Here is a 16,663-nt window from a genome sequence, read left to right on the forward strand (position 1 = left end):
CCCAGGGGGCGGCCCCGGTGACGACGGGGGCGCCCTCCCCGGTGTCCCCGGTTTCCCCGCCGGTGCCCACCAGTGTGTCCAGCGCCTCGGCGAGTTCGGCGAGGGTCGCGGTGGCGAAGTTGGTCGGTACCTGCGTGGCGGCGATGCCGAGCCGGGACGCCGCCTGGTTGACGATCTGGCCCACGGTGATCGAGCTCATGTGCAGGTCGTCCAGGAGCCGACTGTCGGGCGCCACCAGTTCCGCGGGCAGCTCGGCGCGCTCGGAAACCAGGCCGCGCAGCACATCGAGCGCGGCGGCGCCGTCCGGCCGATCGGGGACCGCCGCTTCCTGCGGTGGGGCGGTGTCCGCGGCGGGTGGGGCCTCGGGAGCCGAGGGTTTCCCGGCGTCGGTCGGGGGTCGACCGGCCGGCAGCGATACCCGGGGGGCCTGTTCGCAGGGGCTGGACAGGAAGTCGAATTCCTGCCCGACGGCCAGCGGGCGGATCAACCGGTCCCGGAAGAGCAGCCCGAGGTCGACGGGGGCGCCGATCACATGGGCCGCGCCCACGACCCGGAGCAGGCCGTGGAGCGATTCGTCATCGGTGTTCAGCGCGACGGCCGGTACCCCGGTCGTCGCCGTGGCCAGAGCACTGAGGACCCGACCCGGGCCGACCTCGACGAAGAGGTCGACGTTCTCGGCGGCCGCGGTGACGGCCCGGGTGAACAGGACCGGCTCGGTGATCTGCCGCCGCAGCAGGGCCACCAGGTCGGTCCCGGGGGCCAGTTCGGTGCCGGTCACCGTGGAGAGGACCCGCCCGGCCGGTCGGCCGAGGGGGAGATCGGCGTCGGCCAACCAGTCGCCGAGGGCGTCGGCGGCGGACGCGACCAGAGGGGAGTGGAAGGCGTGCGACACCGCGATCCGGGTGCAGCCGACGCCCGCCCCCTCGGCCCTGCGCCGGACCTCCTCGACCTCCTCGACCGTCCCGGCGACGACCGTCTGCGCGGGGCCGTTGTATCCGGCGATGACGACGGAGAGCCCTTCAACGAACTCCTCCACCCTTTCGGGGGAGGCGGCGAGCGACGCCATGGTGCCGGACGCGTCACCGTGCTCGGCCATGGCCCGACCACGGACCCGGGCCACCTCCAGCAGGGTCGCCTCGTCGAGGGCACCGGCCCAGTGCAGCGCGGACAACTCGCCCAGGCTGTGACCGAGGGCGACGACCGCCTCGACCCGCAGGGCGTCCAGGGCACGCAGCCCGGCCGCCGAGCCGGTGACGATCCGCGGCTGCGCCACATCGGTGGCGACCATGTCCCCCCCGGTGGGCAGGGCGGCGCGCCCGTACACCTCGTCCACCTCGGGGAAGCGGCGACGCAGCGCGCCCCCGCCGGTGCCCCTGCCGGAGCCCTGGCCGGGGAAGAGGAAACCGATCCGGCCGTGGCCGGTGGCCCGGCCCAGGAATCCGCTGCCGTCGGCGGTGACATGCAGGTGGTGCCCCTCGCCAGCGGCGTCGGCCAGGTGCCGCAGGCGACGCTCGGCGTCCTCGGGAGAGGAGACCACGACGGCGGCCCGGTGGGACAGACCGCGCAGTTCCCGCTGGAGCGTCGCGGCCAGGTCGGCGACCTGCCCGTAGGAGACCCGCGCCACGAAGTCGGCGACCTCGATCAGCCGGGCCCGCAGCGCCTCGGGGGACTCGCCCTCCAGGAGCAGCAGCTCGCCGTCCTGGGCCGAGCGCCCGAGCGCGGTGGCCCGACGGCTGGGTGCGGTGCGACGACGGGCGGTGGGCTCGTCGAGGACGACGTGCGTGTTGATGCCGCCGAAGCCCATCGCGGTGATGCCGGCCCGGCGGGGGGCGTGCTCCGGCCATGCCTCGGCCCCGCGCAGGGCACGCAGGTTGGCCCCCTCACCGGTGAGCAACTCGTGGGGGTCGACGCAGCCGATGGCGGGCGGCAGCACCTGGCTGTCGACCGCCATGGCGGCCTTGATCAGGCCGGCGACACCGGCCGCGGCCTTGGTGTGGCCGATCATGCCCTTGATCGAGGTGATCGCGGCGACCGGGGCGTTCGGGTCGGCCGCCGCCCGGGCTCCCATGAGCGCGGTCAGCTCGGTGCGGTCGCCGACGGCCGTGCCCGTCCCGTGGCCCTCGAACAGGCTCACCGTGTCGATGCCGAAGCCGGCTCGTTCGTAGGCGCGCCCCAGGGCGAGTCGGTAACCGCTCACCTCGGGTCGGGTGATGCCGCCCTGGCCGTCGGAGGAGACGCCCCAGCCCGCGATCGTGGCGTAGATGCGATGGTTGCCGGCGAGCGCGTCCTCCTCCCGCATCAGGACGACCATGCCGCAGCCCTCGCCGGGCCAGAAGCCGTTGGAGCCGCGGTCGTACAGGCGCATCTCGCCCCTGGCCAGCGCGCCGGTTTTGGCGAAGCCGATGATCTCGAAGGGATCGATCGACAGGTCGACGCCACCGGCCACCGCCACGTCGAGGTCGCCCCCCAGGAGCGAGGTGGCGGCCGTGGTGACCGACAGCAGCGACGAGGAGCACGCGCCGTCGACGGTGTAGCCGCCGCCGTGGAGATCGAAGTGGTTGCAGATGCGGCCGGCGATGGTGTTGGACAGACCCCCGGCCAGGGTGTCCTCGTCGATCTCCGGGAAGGGTTCCTTGTAGGAGACCTCGACGTCGGCGAGGAAGTCCGCGACGCGGTTCTCGTCCCACTCCTGCCCCCGCAGGGCCTGCGCCATGACACGCCGCACGTACGGCCAGCGCAGCCGCATCACATTGGCCCGGGCGAACTCCCCGGTGAGGGTGTTGCCGACGACCACTCCGGTGCGGTCCGCGGGCAGCCCCTCCCCGGCCGGGAAACCGGCGTCGCGCAGGGCCTGCGAGGCGGTGTCGAGGGCGAGCCAGTGCGTGAGGTCGGTCGAGCGGTAGGTGCTGCCCGCGATCCGGTGACCGAGGCGGTCGAACGCGTAGCCCTCCAGCACCGCCGCGTTACGGGCGTAGAAGCGGTCCGGGGCGGCCGGGTCGGCATCCCAGTAGTCCTCCAGGCGCATCCGCTCATCGGGCAGGCGACGGAAGGCCCGCCGCCCGGCGACGGCGTTCTCCCACAGTTCGCCCGGGGTCGAGGCGTCGGGATAGCGGCAGGCCATCCCGACGATGGCGATTCTGCTCATGCCGGCACCACGGCTTTCTCCTCCTGGGGCTTGTTCCCGGTGGATCCGGCCGGGCAGGAACATCCGTCGGCGCATTCGCACCGCGAGTCCGTGAACTGCTCCGGCGTGAGTTCCTTGGTCATGAAGTCGTCCGTGGGGGGTGGCACGGGGGCGACCTGCGCGGGGGTCGTCCCGTCGGCCCGTTCCGCGGCCTGCTTCCGGTCACGGATGTCGATGCTCCACAGGTGGGCGCCGCGGATGAGGCAGACCAGGGCGGTCGCGAAGAAGATGCCGTACGCGACGCCGAGCGCCGTCAGCACCCCGTACAGACCGGCGACACCACCGCCGAAGGCGATCTGACCCCACTTCGAGGAGGGGGTGGTGCCCGGGTCGGTGATCATGTAGTTCGTGAAGAGCACGAACGCCACACCGCTCATCATCGCCAGGGCCGCGGGGATGGAGGTGTCGAACAGCACGCCCCGGACGACGGCTTGCAGGATGTAGCCGCCGACCCAGGCCAGGATGAGCCACATGCGCTCGGTGAGCTTGGCGTTGAGCATCGTGCCGAGAACGACGATGATCGCCGGGACCAGCCAGTTGAGACCGCCGTCGAGGTAGATGGTGAAGTGGTAGGGCGGGGCGATGCTGGCCCAGGGGAAGAGCAGCAGGATGACCGCGATACCGAAGTTCGAGGGGTTCATGAAGTGCCGCAGGCGGCCCCGGACCGGGGCGCGCAGCACCCACTTGGCGCCGACGGCGACGACCACACCGAACACCATGACCCAGACGAGGTCGTTGACGTAGGAGAGCATGTTCACGGCAAGTGCCGTGATGTGGGCGGGATAGAGGAACTCCACCATTCCGCGTACGCCGTTGCCGCGGTAGCGCGGGGCCCGGCCCTCGGAGCGGGCGCCGATCATCTCGAGGAAGATCTCGACGGTGTAGGCGGTGGCGAGCGCGATGAAGGGCCACGTCCACGGCTGTTCGAAACCGAGCACCGTGTAACCGAAGATGTTCAGCACGGAGATCGAGATCGCGAACCGGCGCAGGGCCGTGACGGCCTTCTCGTTGCGGTGCGGTGGGGTGGCGGGTTCCTTCCGCTCCCCGGACGTGGTCTTGCTCGGTGTGGGCTGCGGTGCGGACATGGTCACTTCTCCTTGACCTGGGTTCCGAGCCGGAGGCTGTGCCAGCCGGGTGCCAGCTTCAGCTGTTGCTCATGGACGTCGCCGGCGCGATCCCGCCAGGTCAGCTGCACGTCCAGCGGTCCCCGGGCATCCCCGAGGCCGATGTGGACATCCGTGCTGCGCTTGCCGGAATGCCCGCCGCCGCCGTCGACACGGGCGACGCGTTCGCCGCCGTCGGGCAGGGTGAGGCGGACCTCGGCGCCGATCACGGGAGCCCCGGACTCGTGGGTGAGCTTCAGACCGAGGAAGGATCCGGTGTCCTCGCCGACGTTGTGGTAGAACACCGGCTCGTCCCACTGGTGGGCCACCGCGATGTCCAGACGTCCGTCGCCGTCCACGTCACCGGTGGCGATGCCACGGCTCGGGACGGGCACCGCGAGGCCGAGGGCGGGGGACAGATCGAGGTAGGTGCCGTCCTCCCCCTTGGCGAAGAAGCGCATGGTCTGGCTTCCGGCGAGGTCGTCGCCCTTGCGGACGTTCGGCCACCAGGCGGGATCGGCGATCAGCGCGTCGTTGGCGGTGGCCAGTTCCTGGAGCTGCGGCCAGCGGTTCTCCTTTCCCTTGACGAAGCCGAGCGCCTGGGTGATCTCCAGCTCGCCGCTGTTGTTGAAGTCACCGGTCTTCACGTCCCAGCCCCACCCGGACCACGCGACGCCGAGATCGGTGCTGCGGTCCTCGAACGGTGCGATGCCGTCCCGGAAGTGTTCGCGCAGCTCGCCGCGCTCGTCGGCCGTGCCGATGAAGGCGAAGTTGGACTCCTGGATGCCGAACGACGTGGTGATGTTGCTGATGAACATGTCGTACTGACCGTCGTTGTCGAGGTCACCGAAGTCGATGCCCATCCCCTTGAAGGAGCTGCGACCCAGTTCCTTCGACTTGGGGACGGATCCGGAGCGGACGGACTTGACCTCGGAGAACTCCAGGTGGCCGGGACGCGAGGTGTTGTACAGGAGCGCCGAGGTGCCGAAGTCGTGGGCGAGGAAGAGCTCCGGCAGGTGGTCACCGTCGAGATCGGCGGCGGAGGCGGCGAGGGTCCACCCCCCGCTCAGCGACTGCGGCAGGGCGTCGCTGACCTTCTCGTAGCCGTTCTCGGTCCACAGGAAGAAGTGGCCGCCGCCCCCGTTCCGGGCACGGGACAGGGACTCGTTCATGGTGACCCCGCCGTTCTTGGAGGGATCGAGGACCGGACTGTCGGGGAAGTAGTTGCCGATGAAGATGTCCGGGTACCCGTCACCGTCGAAGTCGGCCACCACGGCGGCGTTGGAGTTCCACAGCGGGCCGGTGTACCGGGCTCCGCCCGTGCCGGGTAGCAACTCGGTCGGCTCGAAGGACTCCGCGGTCAGCTCCCCGCCCGCTCCGTCCCCCTTCGCCATGAAGATGATCGGAGTCCGCCCCCAGTAGTAGACGAGAAGGTCCGTGGCACCGTCGTCGTTGAAGTCACCGGGCACACAGCCCATCGGCGCCATGGTGTCGTTCATGGGAAGCGGAGCCGGGTCCAGCGCGAACGGTGCGTAGCCGTCCTCGCGGTTCGGGGTCGGGGTGACGACCACCTGATCGATCCGGGGGTCGGTGACGCACAGGTCGTTGGGGAGCCCGTCGCCGTCGATGTCGTTCATGGCGATACCGGCCCCGACCGAGGAAATCCACGCGTCGATGTGTTCGTACGCCTGGTTGACCCGACGGATCTCCTGCCGTTCGAATCCGGCGGGCATGGCTATCGACATCGGCTGGAAAGCGTAATCCCCCGCCAGTTCCCTCGTGTCGGCTGCCGACGGCTCCGGTAGCCGGACCGCATAGAAAATACTCACCATGAGAGTGAGCGCGATGATTCCCGGAAAGTTCTTCAGAAGTCGGCCACGTGCCTTTTTCATGGGTTCGCACCTTTCGATGGAAGGGAGAACGAGGCGATTTCCGTGGCGATGCCCCGGCGCCAGATCTCGTAGGCCGGGAGATCAACCCGGTCGCCGGTCACGGGCATTTGATCGAGACACACCCGGGCGGCCCGCTCCGGTGTGGTCCCGCACAGGACGCGGGTGGCCAGGTACGTGTGGGGCACCGTGGTGCCCGCCTTCTGTCGGGCCTCCGCGGCGAAGGCGGAGCCCTGGGCCAGGTGGTGGCGGTGCGGGCCGGCACGTTCGGCGAGCCGCCGCAGTTCATCCGCGTCCGCGGCGCCCGCGTAGGTGGCGGCCAGGCCCGTTCCCGCGTACAGATCACCGTGCCGGTGCGCGGGGTAGGCGGCGATCAGGTCGGCCACCACGTCGGGGTCGGTGCCGCCGACGAACCACAGGGCACGTCCTATGCCCTGGTCGATGGCCTTGGGGGCGTAGGAGTCGGAGCCACCCTCCCAACTGAACGGATGCTCGACCCCGGGGGTGCGCACGTATGCTCCCGTGCGGAAGTAGGCCTGGTGGAAGCCGTAACCGTCCAGGATCAGCCAACGCAGCAGGGGATCGGTCCCGCGGACGTCCGGCCACAGGAACTTCGGCAGGCGGGCCATGGCCCAGCCGATGCCCACGTACACCATGTAGACGTGATCCCGGCCCCGGCCCTCGAGCAGCCCCTGGAGTCGTCCGCCGTGGCCCGGCAGCGCGTCGTGGACGACGGCACCCATGCCCGCACCCTCGTAGGCGAAGCCCCGGTGGGTGAGAGGCATGGCCTCGAGTCTCTCCTCGAGTTCGGCGGAGGAACGCGCCTCGACCGCATGGCCGTATCCTTCGAGGAAGGTCCGGCCAACTCTTTCCAACTGTTCCCCGGACTCCCGATCCTTGCGGTGGAATCCGCGGGTTTCGATTTTCGTTTCCGATGTTGAGGGTGTCAGTATTCGACGCCGCAGCGTGCCGAATATCGTGGACAAGTCGGTCGACCGCCCTTCATGGACTCCATGAATTAACGATTCTTTTCGAAGATAGTCGGCGGGATCGGACGGGTGTCTACTTCGTCCGTGCTCGAACCGTGGTGAGGGAGAGGCGGTCGCGCACACCGCGACGCCACATCTCGTAAGCCGGTGCGCCACCCGTGTCGGTGGCGGTCACGGAACAGTCGTCGGCCAACCGGGCCGCGGCCTCGACCTCGAGGCCGGTGAGTGCCCGCGTGGCCGTGCGGCAGTGTTCGGGAACGTACCCGGCGTGGTGACGGGCCTTGGCGGCGAACACCGCCCCCTGCGCCACATGGTCACGGTGCTCCCCCGCGTCCTCGCCCAGGGCCGCCAACGCCTCGGCCGTGGTGCCTCCGGCGAAGGTGGCCGCGAGTCCCACGCCGCTCCACAGATCGGCCTGCCGGCCGAGGGCGAACCGGCGCACGGCGGCCGTCACGTGATCGGTGCGGCCGCCGTGGACGAACCACAACGCACGGCCGATTCCCTGATCCACGGCCCGGGGAAAGTACCCCGCCTCGCCCTCCCAGGCGTACGGCCGGGGGATGTGCTGCCCGTCGATCCAGCGATCGGTGCGGAAGTACGCCAGGTCGAAGCCGTAGCCGTCGACGGCGAGCCAGCTCATCGTGGGGTAGTACTCGGCACCGGTCAGTTCCGGCACGGCCCTTCGCCACAGTCGGCGGGGCAGGCGGGCGAGGGCGAAACCGATGCCGATGTAGTTCAGGAAGATGTGCGGCCTGCCCCCGCCGCGCAACAGATCCCCGGTGCGGTGGCGACCCGGAACCATCACATCGCGGATGACGCAGGCCATCGTGGCGCCCTCGTAGGCGAAGCCCCGGACCGCGGGGTCGACCATGGCCAGTCGACGTTCGGTGTCCGCCAGATGCCGGTCCTCGATCCCCCACTCGAAACCGCAGACCACGGCTTGGGGAATGGCCTCCAGACGGCGGGACGCGTCGCTCGGGGGGACGCGGAAACCGCGTCCGGCAAAGCCCACGTCGGACAACGCCGGGGCCAGGACCAGCCGGCGCAGTGCTCCCAGGACAGCTGCCACGGGCACCTCCTCGGACGGACCGCCGGGTGCGGCGGAGGGGAGGGCTCATCGTCGGCCGGGGCTGTCCCGCGGGTCATCTTCCGTTGTGCGCTCCGACGCGTTCACCGCACGGAGCGGACGGTCACCTCCTCGTTCCGCACCTCACGGCCGCACCGGGAACAACACAGCGTGGCGTGGACCGGGCCGTCACAACCGAGGTGATCGGCGCGACGCGGTGGCTGCTCGTCCCGGGACAGATTCCGGTCCCCCCACTGCATCAGCGCGACGACCGCCCGGGTGAGATCACGACCCACGGGGGTCAGCCGGTACGCGTACCGCAGGGGGCGCTCCTGGTAGGGCACGCGTTCCATCAGACCGTGGTCGACCAGGCGGGCCAGGCGGTTGGCCAGGACGTTTCGGGCGATCTCGAGGTTGTCGAGAAATCCCTCGAAGCGTTCGGTGCCGAGCAGCGCCGAGCGGACGATCAGGAGTGTCCAGCGTTCCCCGACGATCTCCAACGCGCGAGCCAGGTTGCAGTCCTGCCCCTCGTAGGTGTGTCTCAGCATCCCCTCATCCTAGAGCTGTTGGGTTTCATGACGAGACCGAGATGCCGAGGTCGCGGACGATGTCGGTGGGGCGGATATCGCCGTGCGTGACGCGGGGTGCGGCGGGGCGCCGTGGGGAAGGACGGCCTCCTCGCCCCGCCGGAACAAACCGTCGAGGGGTCATGCGCTGACCAGTGCTCGTTCCTGCGGCACACCCCGGTGGTGCAGGCGACTGAAGGCGTGGGCGGCGGAGGCCAGGGTCATGTGGTGATGCCAGCCCGGATAGGAACGTCCCTCGAAGTCCAGCAGGCCGAAGTCCCGTTCCATCTCGCGTATGGATCCCGCCGTCCCGGAGAACAGCCGGGTCAGCTCCACCAGGTCCGCCATCCGGGCGTGCGTGAGATTCGTCAGCCAGAGCCGCGAGGGGCTGCGCCCCGCCCCGGGGTGCGTGGCCAACATCCGGTAGGTGCGGGGGGCCGACCCGCCCGCGGAGGCCTCGGGGAGATGAACGATGCCGGTCAGGACCGTCAGGGAGCGGGCCCGCCCCGGGGCGGGGGGAACCGTCACGATACGGGTGCGGTCATCCGGTTCACCGGCGAAAAGGCTGCGGCCGGTGAGCGTCGGCGCCCGGTGTTCCGCGCTGTGTCGGTGATGAACCCGCAGGTGGTGGCCGAGGGAGATCGTGATGCCGTCGGGAACCGCGACGAGGAAATCCCGATTGCGCAGCGCCAGGCCGCGGATCAGCGCCGGAGCGCCGGGCGTCGTGCTCAGGTCGGCCACGATCGGAACGGAAGGGTGGCGGCTGACCCCGGTGAGGGCGTCGACCAGGCTCAGGACATGTTGTTCGACCGTCCGGGGACCGACGTGTTCGGGAATCCGGGTGCGACTGCGAAGCGCGGCGTCCCTGGTCCAGGGGCCGGACAGCAGCAGGCGCCAGTCCACCGGAACGGCGGCTCCGGGTGCCGCCAGGAAGGCGCCGATGCCCACCTGGCAGGTCACCGAACGTCCGGTGGAGGGGACGAAGCGGCGGTGGACCCCGCAGGAGTGCTCGCCCCGCTTGCGTATCACGGCGAGGTCGACGACCCATGCCCGCGGTGTGAGTCTCTGCTCGACCCAGTGGGTCAACTCCCTGCGAACCGGCATCCAGTCCCAGGGGCTGGCGTTGATGAACTGGTGCAGGGACTGGGAAGCGGTCGGCGAGTCCGAGACGGTGGCCGCCAGACGTCGTACCGACTTCTTGCCGGGGGTGGTCAGCAGGCTCTGCAGGTAGACCTCCGCCCAGCGCCGCTGGTCGGCACGGGGCAGGGGTCCGAAGAGCCGCTCGGCGAACACGGGTACCGAGCTCGGGGCGCTCCTCAGGGCGTGGGTGACCATGGGGTGTTTCCTTTCCGTCCCGGGCCGTGTCGTCGCGTACGGAGACAAGAATAGCGAACACCCTGTTTTTTTTGGGGGGCAGGGACGATATCCGGCCCACTTCGGCAAGTGGGCCGGGTGTTCAAGTGGGCCGGGCGGTGGGTGCCGCGGCGGACGGGGCCCGGTTTCGGTGGCGCGCGGTGCCCTCTCGCCCCAATGGCACGGAATCGCTCATTCGTGAATTTCGTTACGTCTTGGGCAACTCGGGCTTGCCGGTGGCTCACACCCGGAACCAGACTGCGTCGAGGGTGACCGCATGATCCTCGCGGGATGCCACGGCGCTCCATCGGGACGGACCCGTCCCTCCCCCGGGTCCGTTGACGAGCGTGCCTCAGGAGACAGCATGGTGAAGCAGGAGAGGGCGGTGCGGACACGGGCCTCCGTGATGTCGGCCGCTGCGGCCGCATTCCAACGCGAGGGGTACGACCGGAGTTCGCTGGCCCGCATCAGCAAGGCGTCCGGCATGTCCGTCGGGGCGGTCACCTTCCACTTCTCCTCCAAGGAGGAGCTGGCCAACGCGGTGGACCGGAAGGGACGATCGGTCACCCTGACGACGGTGGAACAGGCATGCGCCGAGCCCGGAACGGCACTGCGCCGCCTCATCGGCCTGACGCTGCACCTGGCCCGCCTGATGGAGGAGGACCCGTGGGTGAGCGCGGCCATCCGGCTCGCCCGGGAGAGACCGCAGGTGCCGGCATGGTCGGCCGTCTGGTTGCCGACGGTCAACGAACTGCTGGACCTCGCCTCCGAGAACGGTGAACTGCGGGCCGGAACGCCGGTGGGGGACGTGGCGACGCTGGTGGAGCACCTGACGGCGGGGGCCGAGGTGCATGTGATGTACCACCGGACGGACGACGACCACGAGAGCGCGGTCGAGCGGATGGCGCGGCTGTGGTGCCTGATCCTGCGGGGATTCTCGGTCGACCCCTCCGGCGTCGAACCCGTGACCGATTGAGCTCCGTTCACCTCGCGGAATCGGTCAACCGGGCCAGCGGGCCCCGGCCGGGCTCACAACCCGCTGCTTCCCATGTTTCCCGACTGTCGTACCAGTGATCACGCGCCACGAGTGAGAACTGGCGCTCGCTCACCGCGGCGCCGGAGGCGCGCAGCCGTGCCACGCACTGCCGCAGTGACGAATCCCCCGTGACCTCGGGCAGCTCACCGCACCGGGCCAAAGTGGTGAGGAGGTCCCCGCACCGCACCGGCTCGGGATGCCCCGCGTGGAAGATCCTCGCGCGGGGCCCCCCGTCGTTCAGGGCGAAGCACGTGATGAGACGGGCCAGGTCAACCACGTGGACGAGGGAGAGCAGGGCCCGTCCGCCGTCCCACAACGTGGGAACGGCGGTGAGCAGCCGGGTCAGCGTGGGTACCACCCACTCGTCCCCGGGGCCCAGGATCAGCGCGGGGCGGAGCACCGTGGCACCGGCGGCGAGTGCGTACCCCTCTGCCACCAGCCGGGTTCGGCTCGCAGGGGAGACCGGTGCCGGTGGGACCCCATCAACCGCTATGCCGCGATGGGGGCCCGGGCCGTAGACGGCCGTGGTCGACAGATGCACGATACGCCGGACCCCGTACCGTGAGGCATCGGCCATCAAGGCCCTGGTGCCCTCGATGTTGACGGCCGCACACCGCTCCTCGTCGGAACTCAGTGATGCGGCGAGATGCAGCAGCACGTCAACCCCTTCGCACACACCGCGCACCGTCTCCGGGACCGTCAGGTCCACGGGGCACCACTCATCGATGCCGCCCGGTTCCCGGCGGCTCACCGCCCGCAGGATCAGGTCCCGGCCCCCGGCGTCGTCCCGGCGGCGGCGCTCGAGTTCCCCCAGCACCACCGAGCCGACGAAACCCGTGGGGCCGACCACCGCCACCCGCGGGACCCCCCTCACGCCGCCACGCCGTTGGGCAGGGGCTCGATCCGCAGATGCGACCTGACGTGCTCGGGTGCCAGCCCCGGCAGGAGGTAGCGCCACAGCGAGGCGACGCGCTGGGGAAGGTCCGCCCGATTGGTGGAGATGTGGGAGTGCAACTGGGTCCCGCCGTAGGCGCCGACGAGCATCTGCGCGAACTCCTGTTCGTCGACCTCGGGCAGCAGCTCACCGCGTTCCCGCGCCGAACGCAGGTACAGGAGGAGCTGGTCGGCCCACTCCTGGTACACGGTGTCGTCTCTGACCCCGAACTCCCCCTGTTCCACGGCGAGCCGGACACTCGCCCGTACCAGCACGTTGGTCTGCAGTTCGTGGGCGAGGTAGAAGGTGAGGTCGATCATCCGCTGCAGCCCGAACTCGCCCGGCGGGAACTCCACGAACTCCTGTTGGCTCGCCATGACGGCCTGGGCGAGTTCCTGCTTCGACTTGAAGTGGAAGTACATGGCGCCCTGGGTGACCCCCGCCCGAGCCATGATCTTGCTGATGCTGGCTCCGCTGTACCCCCACTGGTCGAACACCTCTGCGGCGGCATGCAGGATCACCTTCCTCGTCTTCACCGCACGTTCCTGCTTGGGGTCGGCCATCGGATGTCCTCGATCTCTCGACAAAAAAACAGAACGACCTTATTTTATAGAGCAACCTCTCTAACCGGTAGAGCAGGTGACCCGCGTACACGCGCGCACAGGGGAGAGGCATGTTGAGAACCCAAGATGGTTCCGTCACGGTAAGACCGACCCTCACCACCACCGTCGCCAAGGAGTATGTGCACCGCGCCGCTCTGGCCGAGGTGTTCCTCACCGGCTGGAACCGGGTGGCACCCGACTCCTTCGTCGTTACCGCGCAATGGCCCCGAACCCACAGTTTCTACAGTTCGGAGTACGGAACCCACGACCCCCTGCTGCTGTGCGAGACCATCCGACAGTGTGGTCTGCTCCTCACGCACACCGCCTACGACGTCCCCTTCGGCTACCAGATCAGCTGGTCACGCCTGCAGTACTCCGCCAACCCCCGGGCTCTCCACACCGCGCCCACCCCCGCCGAGATCACCCTCCACGTGAAGTGCACGGACGTCCGGTACCACCGGACACTTCCCGCCTCCATGTCCATGCACATGGAGGCGGTGCGCGACGGCTCCCTCCTCTCGATCGCCACCGTCAAGTTCGGCCAACACTCCCCGAACGTGTACCGACGGCTTCGGGGCGGACGGGGCGACGCGGCCAGTGTGTTCTCCACGGCACCGAAACCACCGGACCCGGTGGCACTGGACCTGGTGGGACGCACATGCTCCCGGGACATCGTTCTCTCCCCCACCTCCGAGCACCGGCGATGGAACCTGCGGGTCGACACGACTCACCCCGTCCTCTTCGATCATCCCATCGATCACGTACCCGGCATGTTGCTGTTGGAGTCGATTCGACAGGCCGGCCACGCGCTCGCCCCCTCGAACGGCGCCATGGCCCCCACATCGATGGACGTCTCCTTCAACCGCTACGTGGAGTTCGACTCCCCCTGCTGGATCGAGGCCGAACCGTCCCCTTCCGACAACACGCCGGGCCGCCACCCGATCCGCGTCAACGCCGTGCAGGGTGGCAGCTTCGCCTTCACCGCCTCCGCGGAGATGACGGACGTGAGCAACCTCTGAGCCGAGCGGCACGACCCGGGGACCGAAAAGCACCACACGTCCCCGTGGCCGGCGGCCCCCGACGGTGTCGCCCCCCGGTCACCGACTGAACCGGGGCCCGGAAACCTCTCGACGCCTCCGCATCCCCGGTCGCGGCCGTCCCGGGAACCGCCCCCTCCCGGGAACCGTCGCCCGCCGAGCCCGCCCCTCGACGGGCGACGGTCCGCCCGAAGCCCCGATCGCAGCCGATGACCACGGTTTCGATCGGGTCATGAAATCGAGCGATGGCTTCGTCGTATCTCCCGCAAGGTGACCGCATGAGATCCCGCAAGGAGACGCGCCTTGTCATGAGCTGCCACCAGGCGCTTTTCCAACCGGGACGCCCCTCCGGGGCCGACCGCACCGACCGCGGCATCCTCCCGCCCGAATTCTCCTCCCGCTCCTCCGCGGGACAAAGGCCCGCGCTCCGCCCCCGTACCACCCAACGCGTCAAGGTGCCCATGCGGCTCGTCACCTCCCCGCACTACCGTGACGCGGCCCTGAGCGTCTACATCAAGATCAAGGCGCTGGGACGGCGTCCGGAGGCGTGTACGGCGGGAATCGCCACGCTCGCCTCCTACCTGTACCTGTCGAAGTCCACGGTCGAACGCGCTGTCGCGGAACTACGCGCGGAAGCGGCGGACGGCATCGTCGAACTTCCCCAGAGCTCCCGACGCTCGCTCCCCGGCGGTTACGGCACCACCGCCCGACGACGGGTTCGGCCGATGAGCGCGCAGGAACTGTTCGTCTGGGTCCCCGTGGCCGCCAGTGAGTCCCTGCCTCCCCGGCTCCTCCGCGCCTATGCGGTGATAGCTTTCGCCGTCGCGCAGAAGCTCCCCCTCACCGAGGGCGAACTCGCCGGACACCTCCGGCACCACTCGGGCCGCCGGGCGGGCCTGCCCCTCTCTCCCGCCGCGGCGGGAGAGATCATCGACCGCCTGGCCGCCACGGGGTGGATCACCGTGGTACGTCGGGCAGGGAACCGCGGCCGACACCACTACCTCGTCCACGACGGCCCCGTCAGCCTCCTCACTTCCCCCTCATCCCACCCGGTGTCCCCCATCCCTGATGACGCATCGGGTCACCCGGGTGATGAGGCATCGCTCGCGTACAAGGAAGACACTAGAATTGACCGACCGGATGACGACGGCGCGCTTTTGTCACCCGCCGAAGGCGAGAAGCGGGTAGTAGGGTTCCCGGCTCGATCGGTTGGGCCCCCGCCCCGCCCGGATCGCGGTTGCGGCCCCGCGTTCCGTGGGGGTGGCACCGTGCGACCCGCACCCCCACACACCGTTCATCCGCCGTACACCGGTCCGCGACTGACGTTCAGCTCACGTGTTCACGCGGTGCTCGAACCGGTGCGGTTGCTCCTCGACCGGGTCAACACCTACCTCCTCAGGCGCCTGGGACGGGAAATCGGCCGGCAACTGGATGAGGAAGCCGAGGTCAGCCGACTCCGCCACCGGCTCACCGCACGGTTCGCGGTGACATCCAGGGAGGACATCCGGGATCCCGGCCGATGGCTCCTGGGCGTTGCGCTGCCACGCTGGGGTTGTGCGAACCCAGACTGCGAGTCGGGAATTCTTTGGTCGACTCGGCACCCCTGTCGTGCGTGTGCCGAAACAGCCCTCGACCGCGGTAGGGCCGGCCGTCCCGCCGCCTCCCCTCCCGACGGGCGCACTTCCCCGGGACCGGGCCCGATTGCCCGGGAGCGGGTCCGCGTCCGGGAGCTCCCGCCGGAGGCCGTGCGCAAGCTCGGCAAGCCGGCCACGGACCACGACCGGAGCGAGCAGCGACACCCGAAGCGCCGGGACGACCACCGGGAACAGTCCCGGGCCGCCGCTCCCCGACCGACGCAACCCGAGCCCGAGCCCGGGCCCCCGGCCGCGAAGGCCGAGCCGTCCCGGCCTCCCACGGACGACGCCGTCGCGGTGCTCCGGACCGAACCGGCCGCCGTCGTCCGCACAGCCGGGGAACGCGGGACCCGGGAGGCCTTCCCAACCGCAGCCAAGCTCTGACGGCATCGAGCCGAACAACAACCGGGCGACCGACCCCGCTCCCCGGCCTCGGGAGTGGGACCGGTCGCGTCCCGCCGCGCGGTCCCCACCCGCCCCGCCCTCCTCTCCGTGCCGCCGGCGGCCAGCCTGGTCGCGCAGGAAGCGGCGTTCCTTGTACCGGCGCCATGGCTGCCGCCGGCGGGCGTTGTACGCCGGGTCCTCCCGGCAGGCGTCGAGGAACACCTTCCGGGCGGCGATCACCGCCTCGGCCCGCCTCTCGAAGCGATCGGCGTTGCGCTCGTTCACCCCGGGTCGCCGGTGGCGGTGACGAGGTTCTCCGCTGCGGCGATGACCTTCACGGTGCCGCACAACCGGACCCCGTGCAGTGCGCCGATCAACTCGGCACCGGTCTCCCACACCTGTGAAAGCCGGCCCAGCAGCACCTTGTGCGCCGCCCGCCCGGCATCGCGTCGCAGATGGGACGCGAGGTAGGCGTGGGCGAACGACCGGTTCGCGGCGCCCGGCAGTCGCCGGTACGCCTGCGCCCGGTCTTCCCTGCCGCCCCACCCGGGGGATGCCGGTGGGGCGGTAGCGTCCGATCAGCGCGGCGGCCACCCGGCCGGTGGCCCGGATGCCGGCAGCGGCGACGGCCGGCCTCGTGAAGGTCATGCCCGGTTCCACCACCGGGTGGGAACAGCCGGAGCGGGAATCCCGAACACCCCACCGGGATCGCTCGTGTCCCCTCAGGAAGTGACCCATCAGTCCTCACCGGCTGTTATGCTGAGATTCCATCAGTGATGGCAGGTGAACATATGCGGAGTACGGAGGAGCAGCTGCGGCTCACGGTCGCGGCGCTGTTGTTCGCGACCGGGGAGACGCAGCGGGAGTTGGGGGCGGGGATCGGGCG

The 16,663-nt window shown here is 70.1% G+C and carries 13 protein-coding genes; 3 read left to right on the forward strand and 10 right to left on the reverse strand.

The window, feature by feature from the left end; all coding sequences use genetic code 11:
* From FNQ90_RS01765 to FNQ90_RS01795, 7 genes are all read right to left on the reverse strand, one after another.
* On the reverse strand, positions 1–3,145 hold a 3,145-nt coding region (locus tag FNQ90_RS01765; protein ID WP_182604620.1), incomplete at its 3' end, for a type I polyketide synthase.
* Positions 3,142–4,269, reverse strand: coding sequence for an enediyne biosynthesis protein (locus FNQ90_RS01770; protein WP_228470792.1), 1,128 nt, complete (start codon positions 4,267–4,269; stop codon positions 3,142–3,144). The genes FNQ90_RS01770 and FNQ90_RS01765, both read right to left, overlap by 4 nt.
* Positions 4,270–4,271: 2 nt before the next feature.
* Positions 4,272–6,119 carry a CRTAC1 family protein gene (locus FNQ90_RS01775; protein ID WP_182604630.1) on the reverse strand — a complete coding sequence of 616 codons (1,848 nt, stop codon included), beginning with the start codon at positions 6,117–6,119 and terminating at the stop codon, positions 4,272–4,274.
* 56 nt (positions 6,120–6,175) lie between these two features.
* Positions 6,176–7,162, reverse strand: coding sequence for a DUF1702 family protein (locus tag FNQ90_RS01780; RefSeq protein ID WP_182604621.1), 987 nt, complete (start codon positions 7,160–7,162; stop codon positions 6,176–6,178).
* A 76-nt stretch (positions 7,163–7,238) separates the two neighbouring features.
* Entirely contained in the window at positions 7,239–8,234 is a 996-nt protein-coding gene (locus tag FNQ90_RS01785; RefSeq protein ID WP_182604622.1) for a DUF1702 family protein, read from the reverse strand.
* 101 nt (positions 8,235–8,335) lie between these two features.
* Positions 8,336–8,779, reverse strand: coding sequence for a winged helix-turn-helix transcriptional regulator (locus FNQ90_RS01790; protein ID WP_143617038.1), 444 nt, complete (start codon positions 8,777–8,779; stop codon positions 8,336–8,338).
* A gap of 159 nt (positions 8,780–8,938) precedes the next feature.
* Entirely contained in the window at positions 8,939–10,132 is a 1,194-nt protein-coding gene (locus FNQ90_RS01795; RefSeq protein ID WP_182604623.1) for an IS701 family transposase, read from the reverse strand.
* Between the two features lie 382 nt (positions 10,133–10,514).
* Between FNQ90_RS01795 and FNQ90_RS01800 the strand changes: the two genes are divergently transcribed.
* Positions 10,515–11,126 (forward strand): ScbR family autoregulator-binding transcription factor, encoded by a 612-nt coding sequence (locus tag FNQ90_RS01800; RefSeq protein ID WP_194432147.1) that lies wholly within the window; start codon positions 10,515–10,517, stop codon positions 11,124–11,126.
* A 7-nt stretch (positions 11,127–11,133) separates the two neighbouring features.
* Here FNQ90_RS01800 and FNQ90_RS01805 read toward each other — a convergent pair whose 3' ends face one another.
* Together FNQ90_RS01805 and FNQ90_RS01810 are read right to left on the reverse strand one after the other, a co-directional pair.
* Positions 11,134–12,036 (reverse strand): NAD-dependent epimerase/dehydratase family protein, encoded by a 903-nt coding sequence (locus FNQ90_RS01805; protein WP_323379729.1) that lies wholly within the window; start codon positions 12,034–12,036, stop codon positions 11,134–11,136.
* Positions 12,037–12,056: 20 nt separating this feature from the next.
* Positions 12,057–12,683 (reverse strand): ScbR family autoregulator-binding transcription factor, encoded by a 627-nt coding sequence (locus tag FNQ90_RS01810; protein ID WP_182604625.1) that lies wholly within the window; start codon positions 12,681–12,683, stop codon positions 12,057–12,059.
* Between the two features lie 110 nt (positions 12,684–12,793).
* On the opposite strand from FNQ90_RS01810, the gene FNQ90_RS01815 reads away from it, so the two are divergent.
* Both FNQ90_RS01815 and FNQ90_RS01820 read left to right on the forward strand, forming a co-directional pair.
* Positions 12,794–13,741: a ScbA/BarX family gamma-butyrolactone biosynthesis protein gene (locus FNQ90_RS01815; RefSeq protein WP_182604626.1), complete on the forward strand. Its 948-nt coding sequence runs from the start codon at positions 12,794–12,796 to the stop codon at positions 13,739–13,741.
* Between the two features lie 296 nt (positions 13,742–14,037).
* Positions 14,038–15,777, forward strand: a complete 1,740-nt coding sequence (locus tag FNQ90_RS01820) for a hypothetical protein (protein WP_182604627.1) — start codon at positions 14,038–14,040, stop codon at positions 15,775–15,777.
* 281 nt (positions 15,778–16,058) lie between these two features.
* Here the strand turns inward: FNQ90_RS01820 and FNQ90_RS01825 are convergent, their stop codons facing one another.
* A complete protein-coding gene (locus tag FNQ90_RS01825; RefSeq protein WP_182604628.1) occupies positions 16,059–16,199 on the reverse strand; it encodes a hypothetical protein in 141 nt (46 codons plus the stop codon).
* Positions 16,200–16,663 lie beyond the last annotated feature (464 nt).

The organism is Streptomyces alkaliphilus, assembly GCF_014141535.1.
In the GTDB taxonomy this organism is placed as follows: Bacteria; Actinomycetota; Actinomycetes; order Streptomycetales; family Streptomycetaceae; genus Streptomyces; species Streptomyces alkaliphilus.

What these genes read in the sequence shown, in the direction of transcription:
- FNQ90_RS01770 (WP_228470792.1), bottom strand. Translation starts at nt 4,269, where the DNA reads ATGTCCGCACCGCAGCCCACACCGAGCAAGACCACGTCCGGGGAGCGG.
- FNQ90_RS01775 (WP_182604630.1), bottom strand. Translation starts at nt 6,119, where the DNA reads ATGGTGAGTATTTTCTATGCGGTCCGGCTACCGGAGCCGTCGGCAGCC.
- FNQ90_RS01790 (WP_143617038.1), bottom strand. Translation starts at nt 8,779, where the DNA reads ATGCTGAGACACACCTACGAGGGGCAGGACTGCAACCTGGCTCGCGCG.
- FNQ90_RS01795 (WP_182604623.1), bottom strand. Translation starts at nt 10,132, where the DNA reads ATGGTCACCCACGCCCTGAGGAGCGCCCCGAGCTCGGTACCCGTGTTC.
- FNQ90_RS01800 (WP_194432147.1), top strand. Translation starts at nt 10,515, where the DNA reads ATGGTGAAGCAGGAGAGGGCGGTGCGGACACGGGCCTCCGTGATGTCG.
- FNQ90_RS01810 (WP_182604625.1), bottom strand. Translation starts at nt 12,683, where the DNA reads ATGGCCGACCCCAAGCAGGAACGTGCGGTGAAGACGAGGAAGGTGATC.
- FNQ90_RS01815 (WP_182604626.1), top strand. Translation starts at nt 12,794, where the DNA reads ATGTTGAGAACCCAAGATGGTTCCGTCACGGTAAGACCGACCCTCACC.
- FNQ90_RS01820 (WP_182604627.1), top strand. Translation starts at nt 14,038, where the DNA reads ATGAGATCCCGCAAGGAGACGCGCCTTGTCATGAGCTGCCACCAGGCG.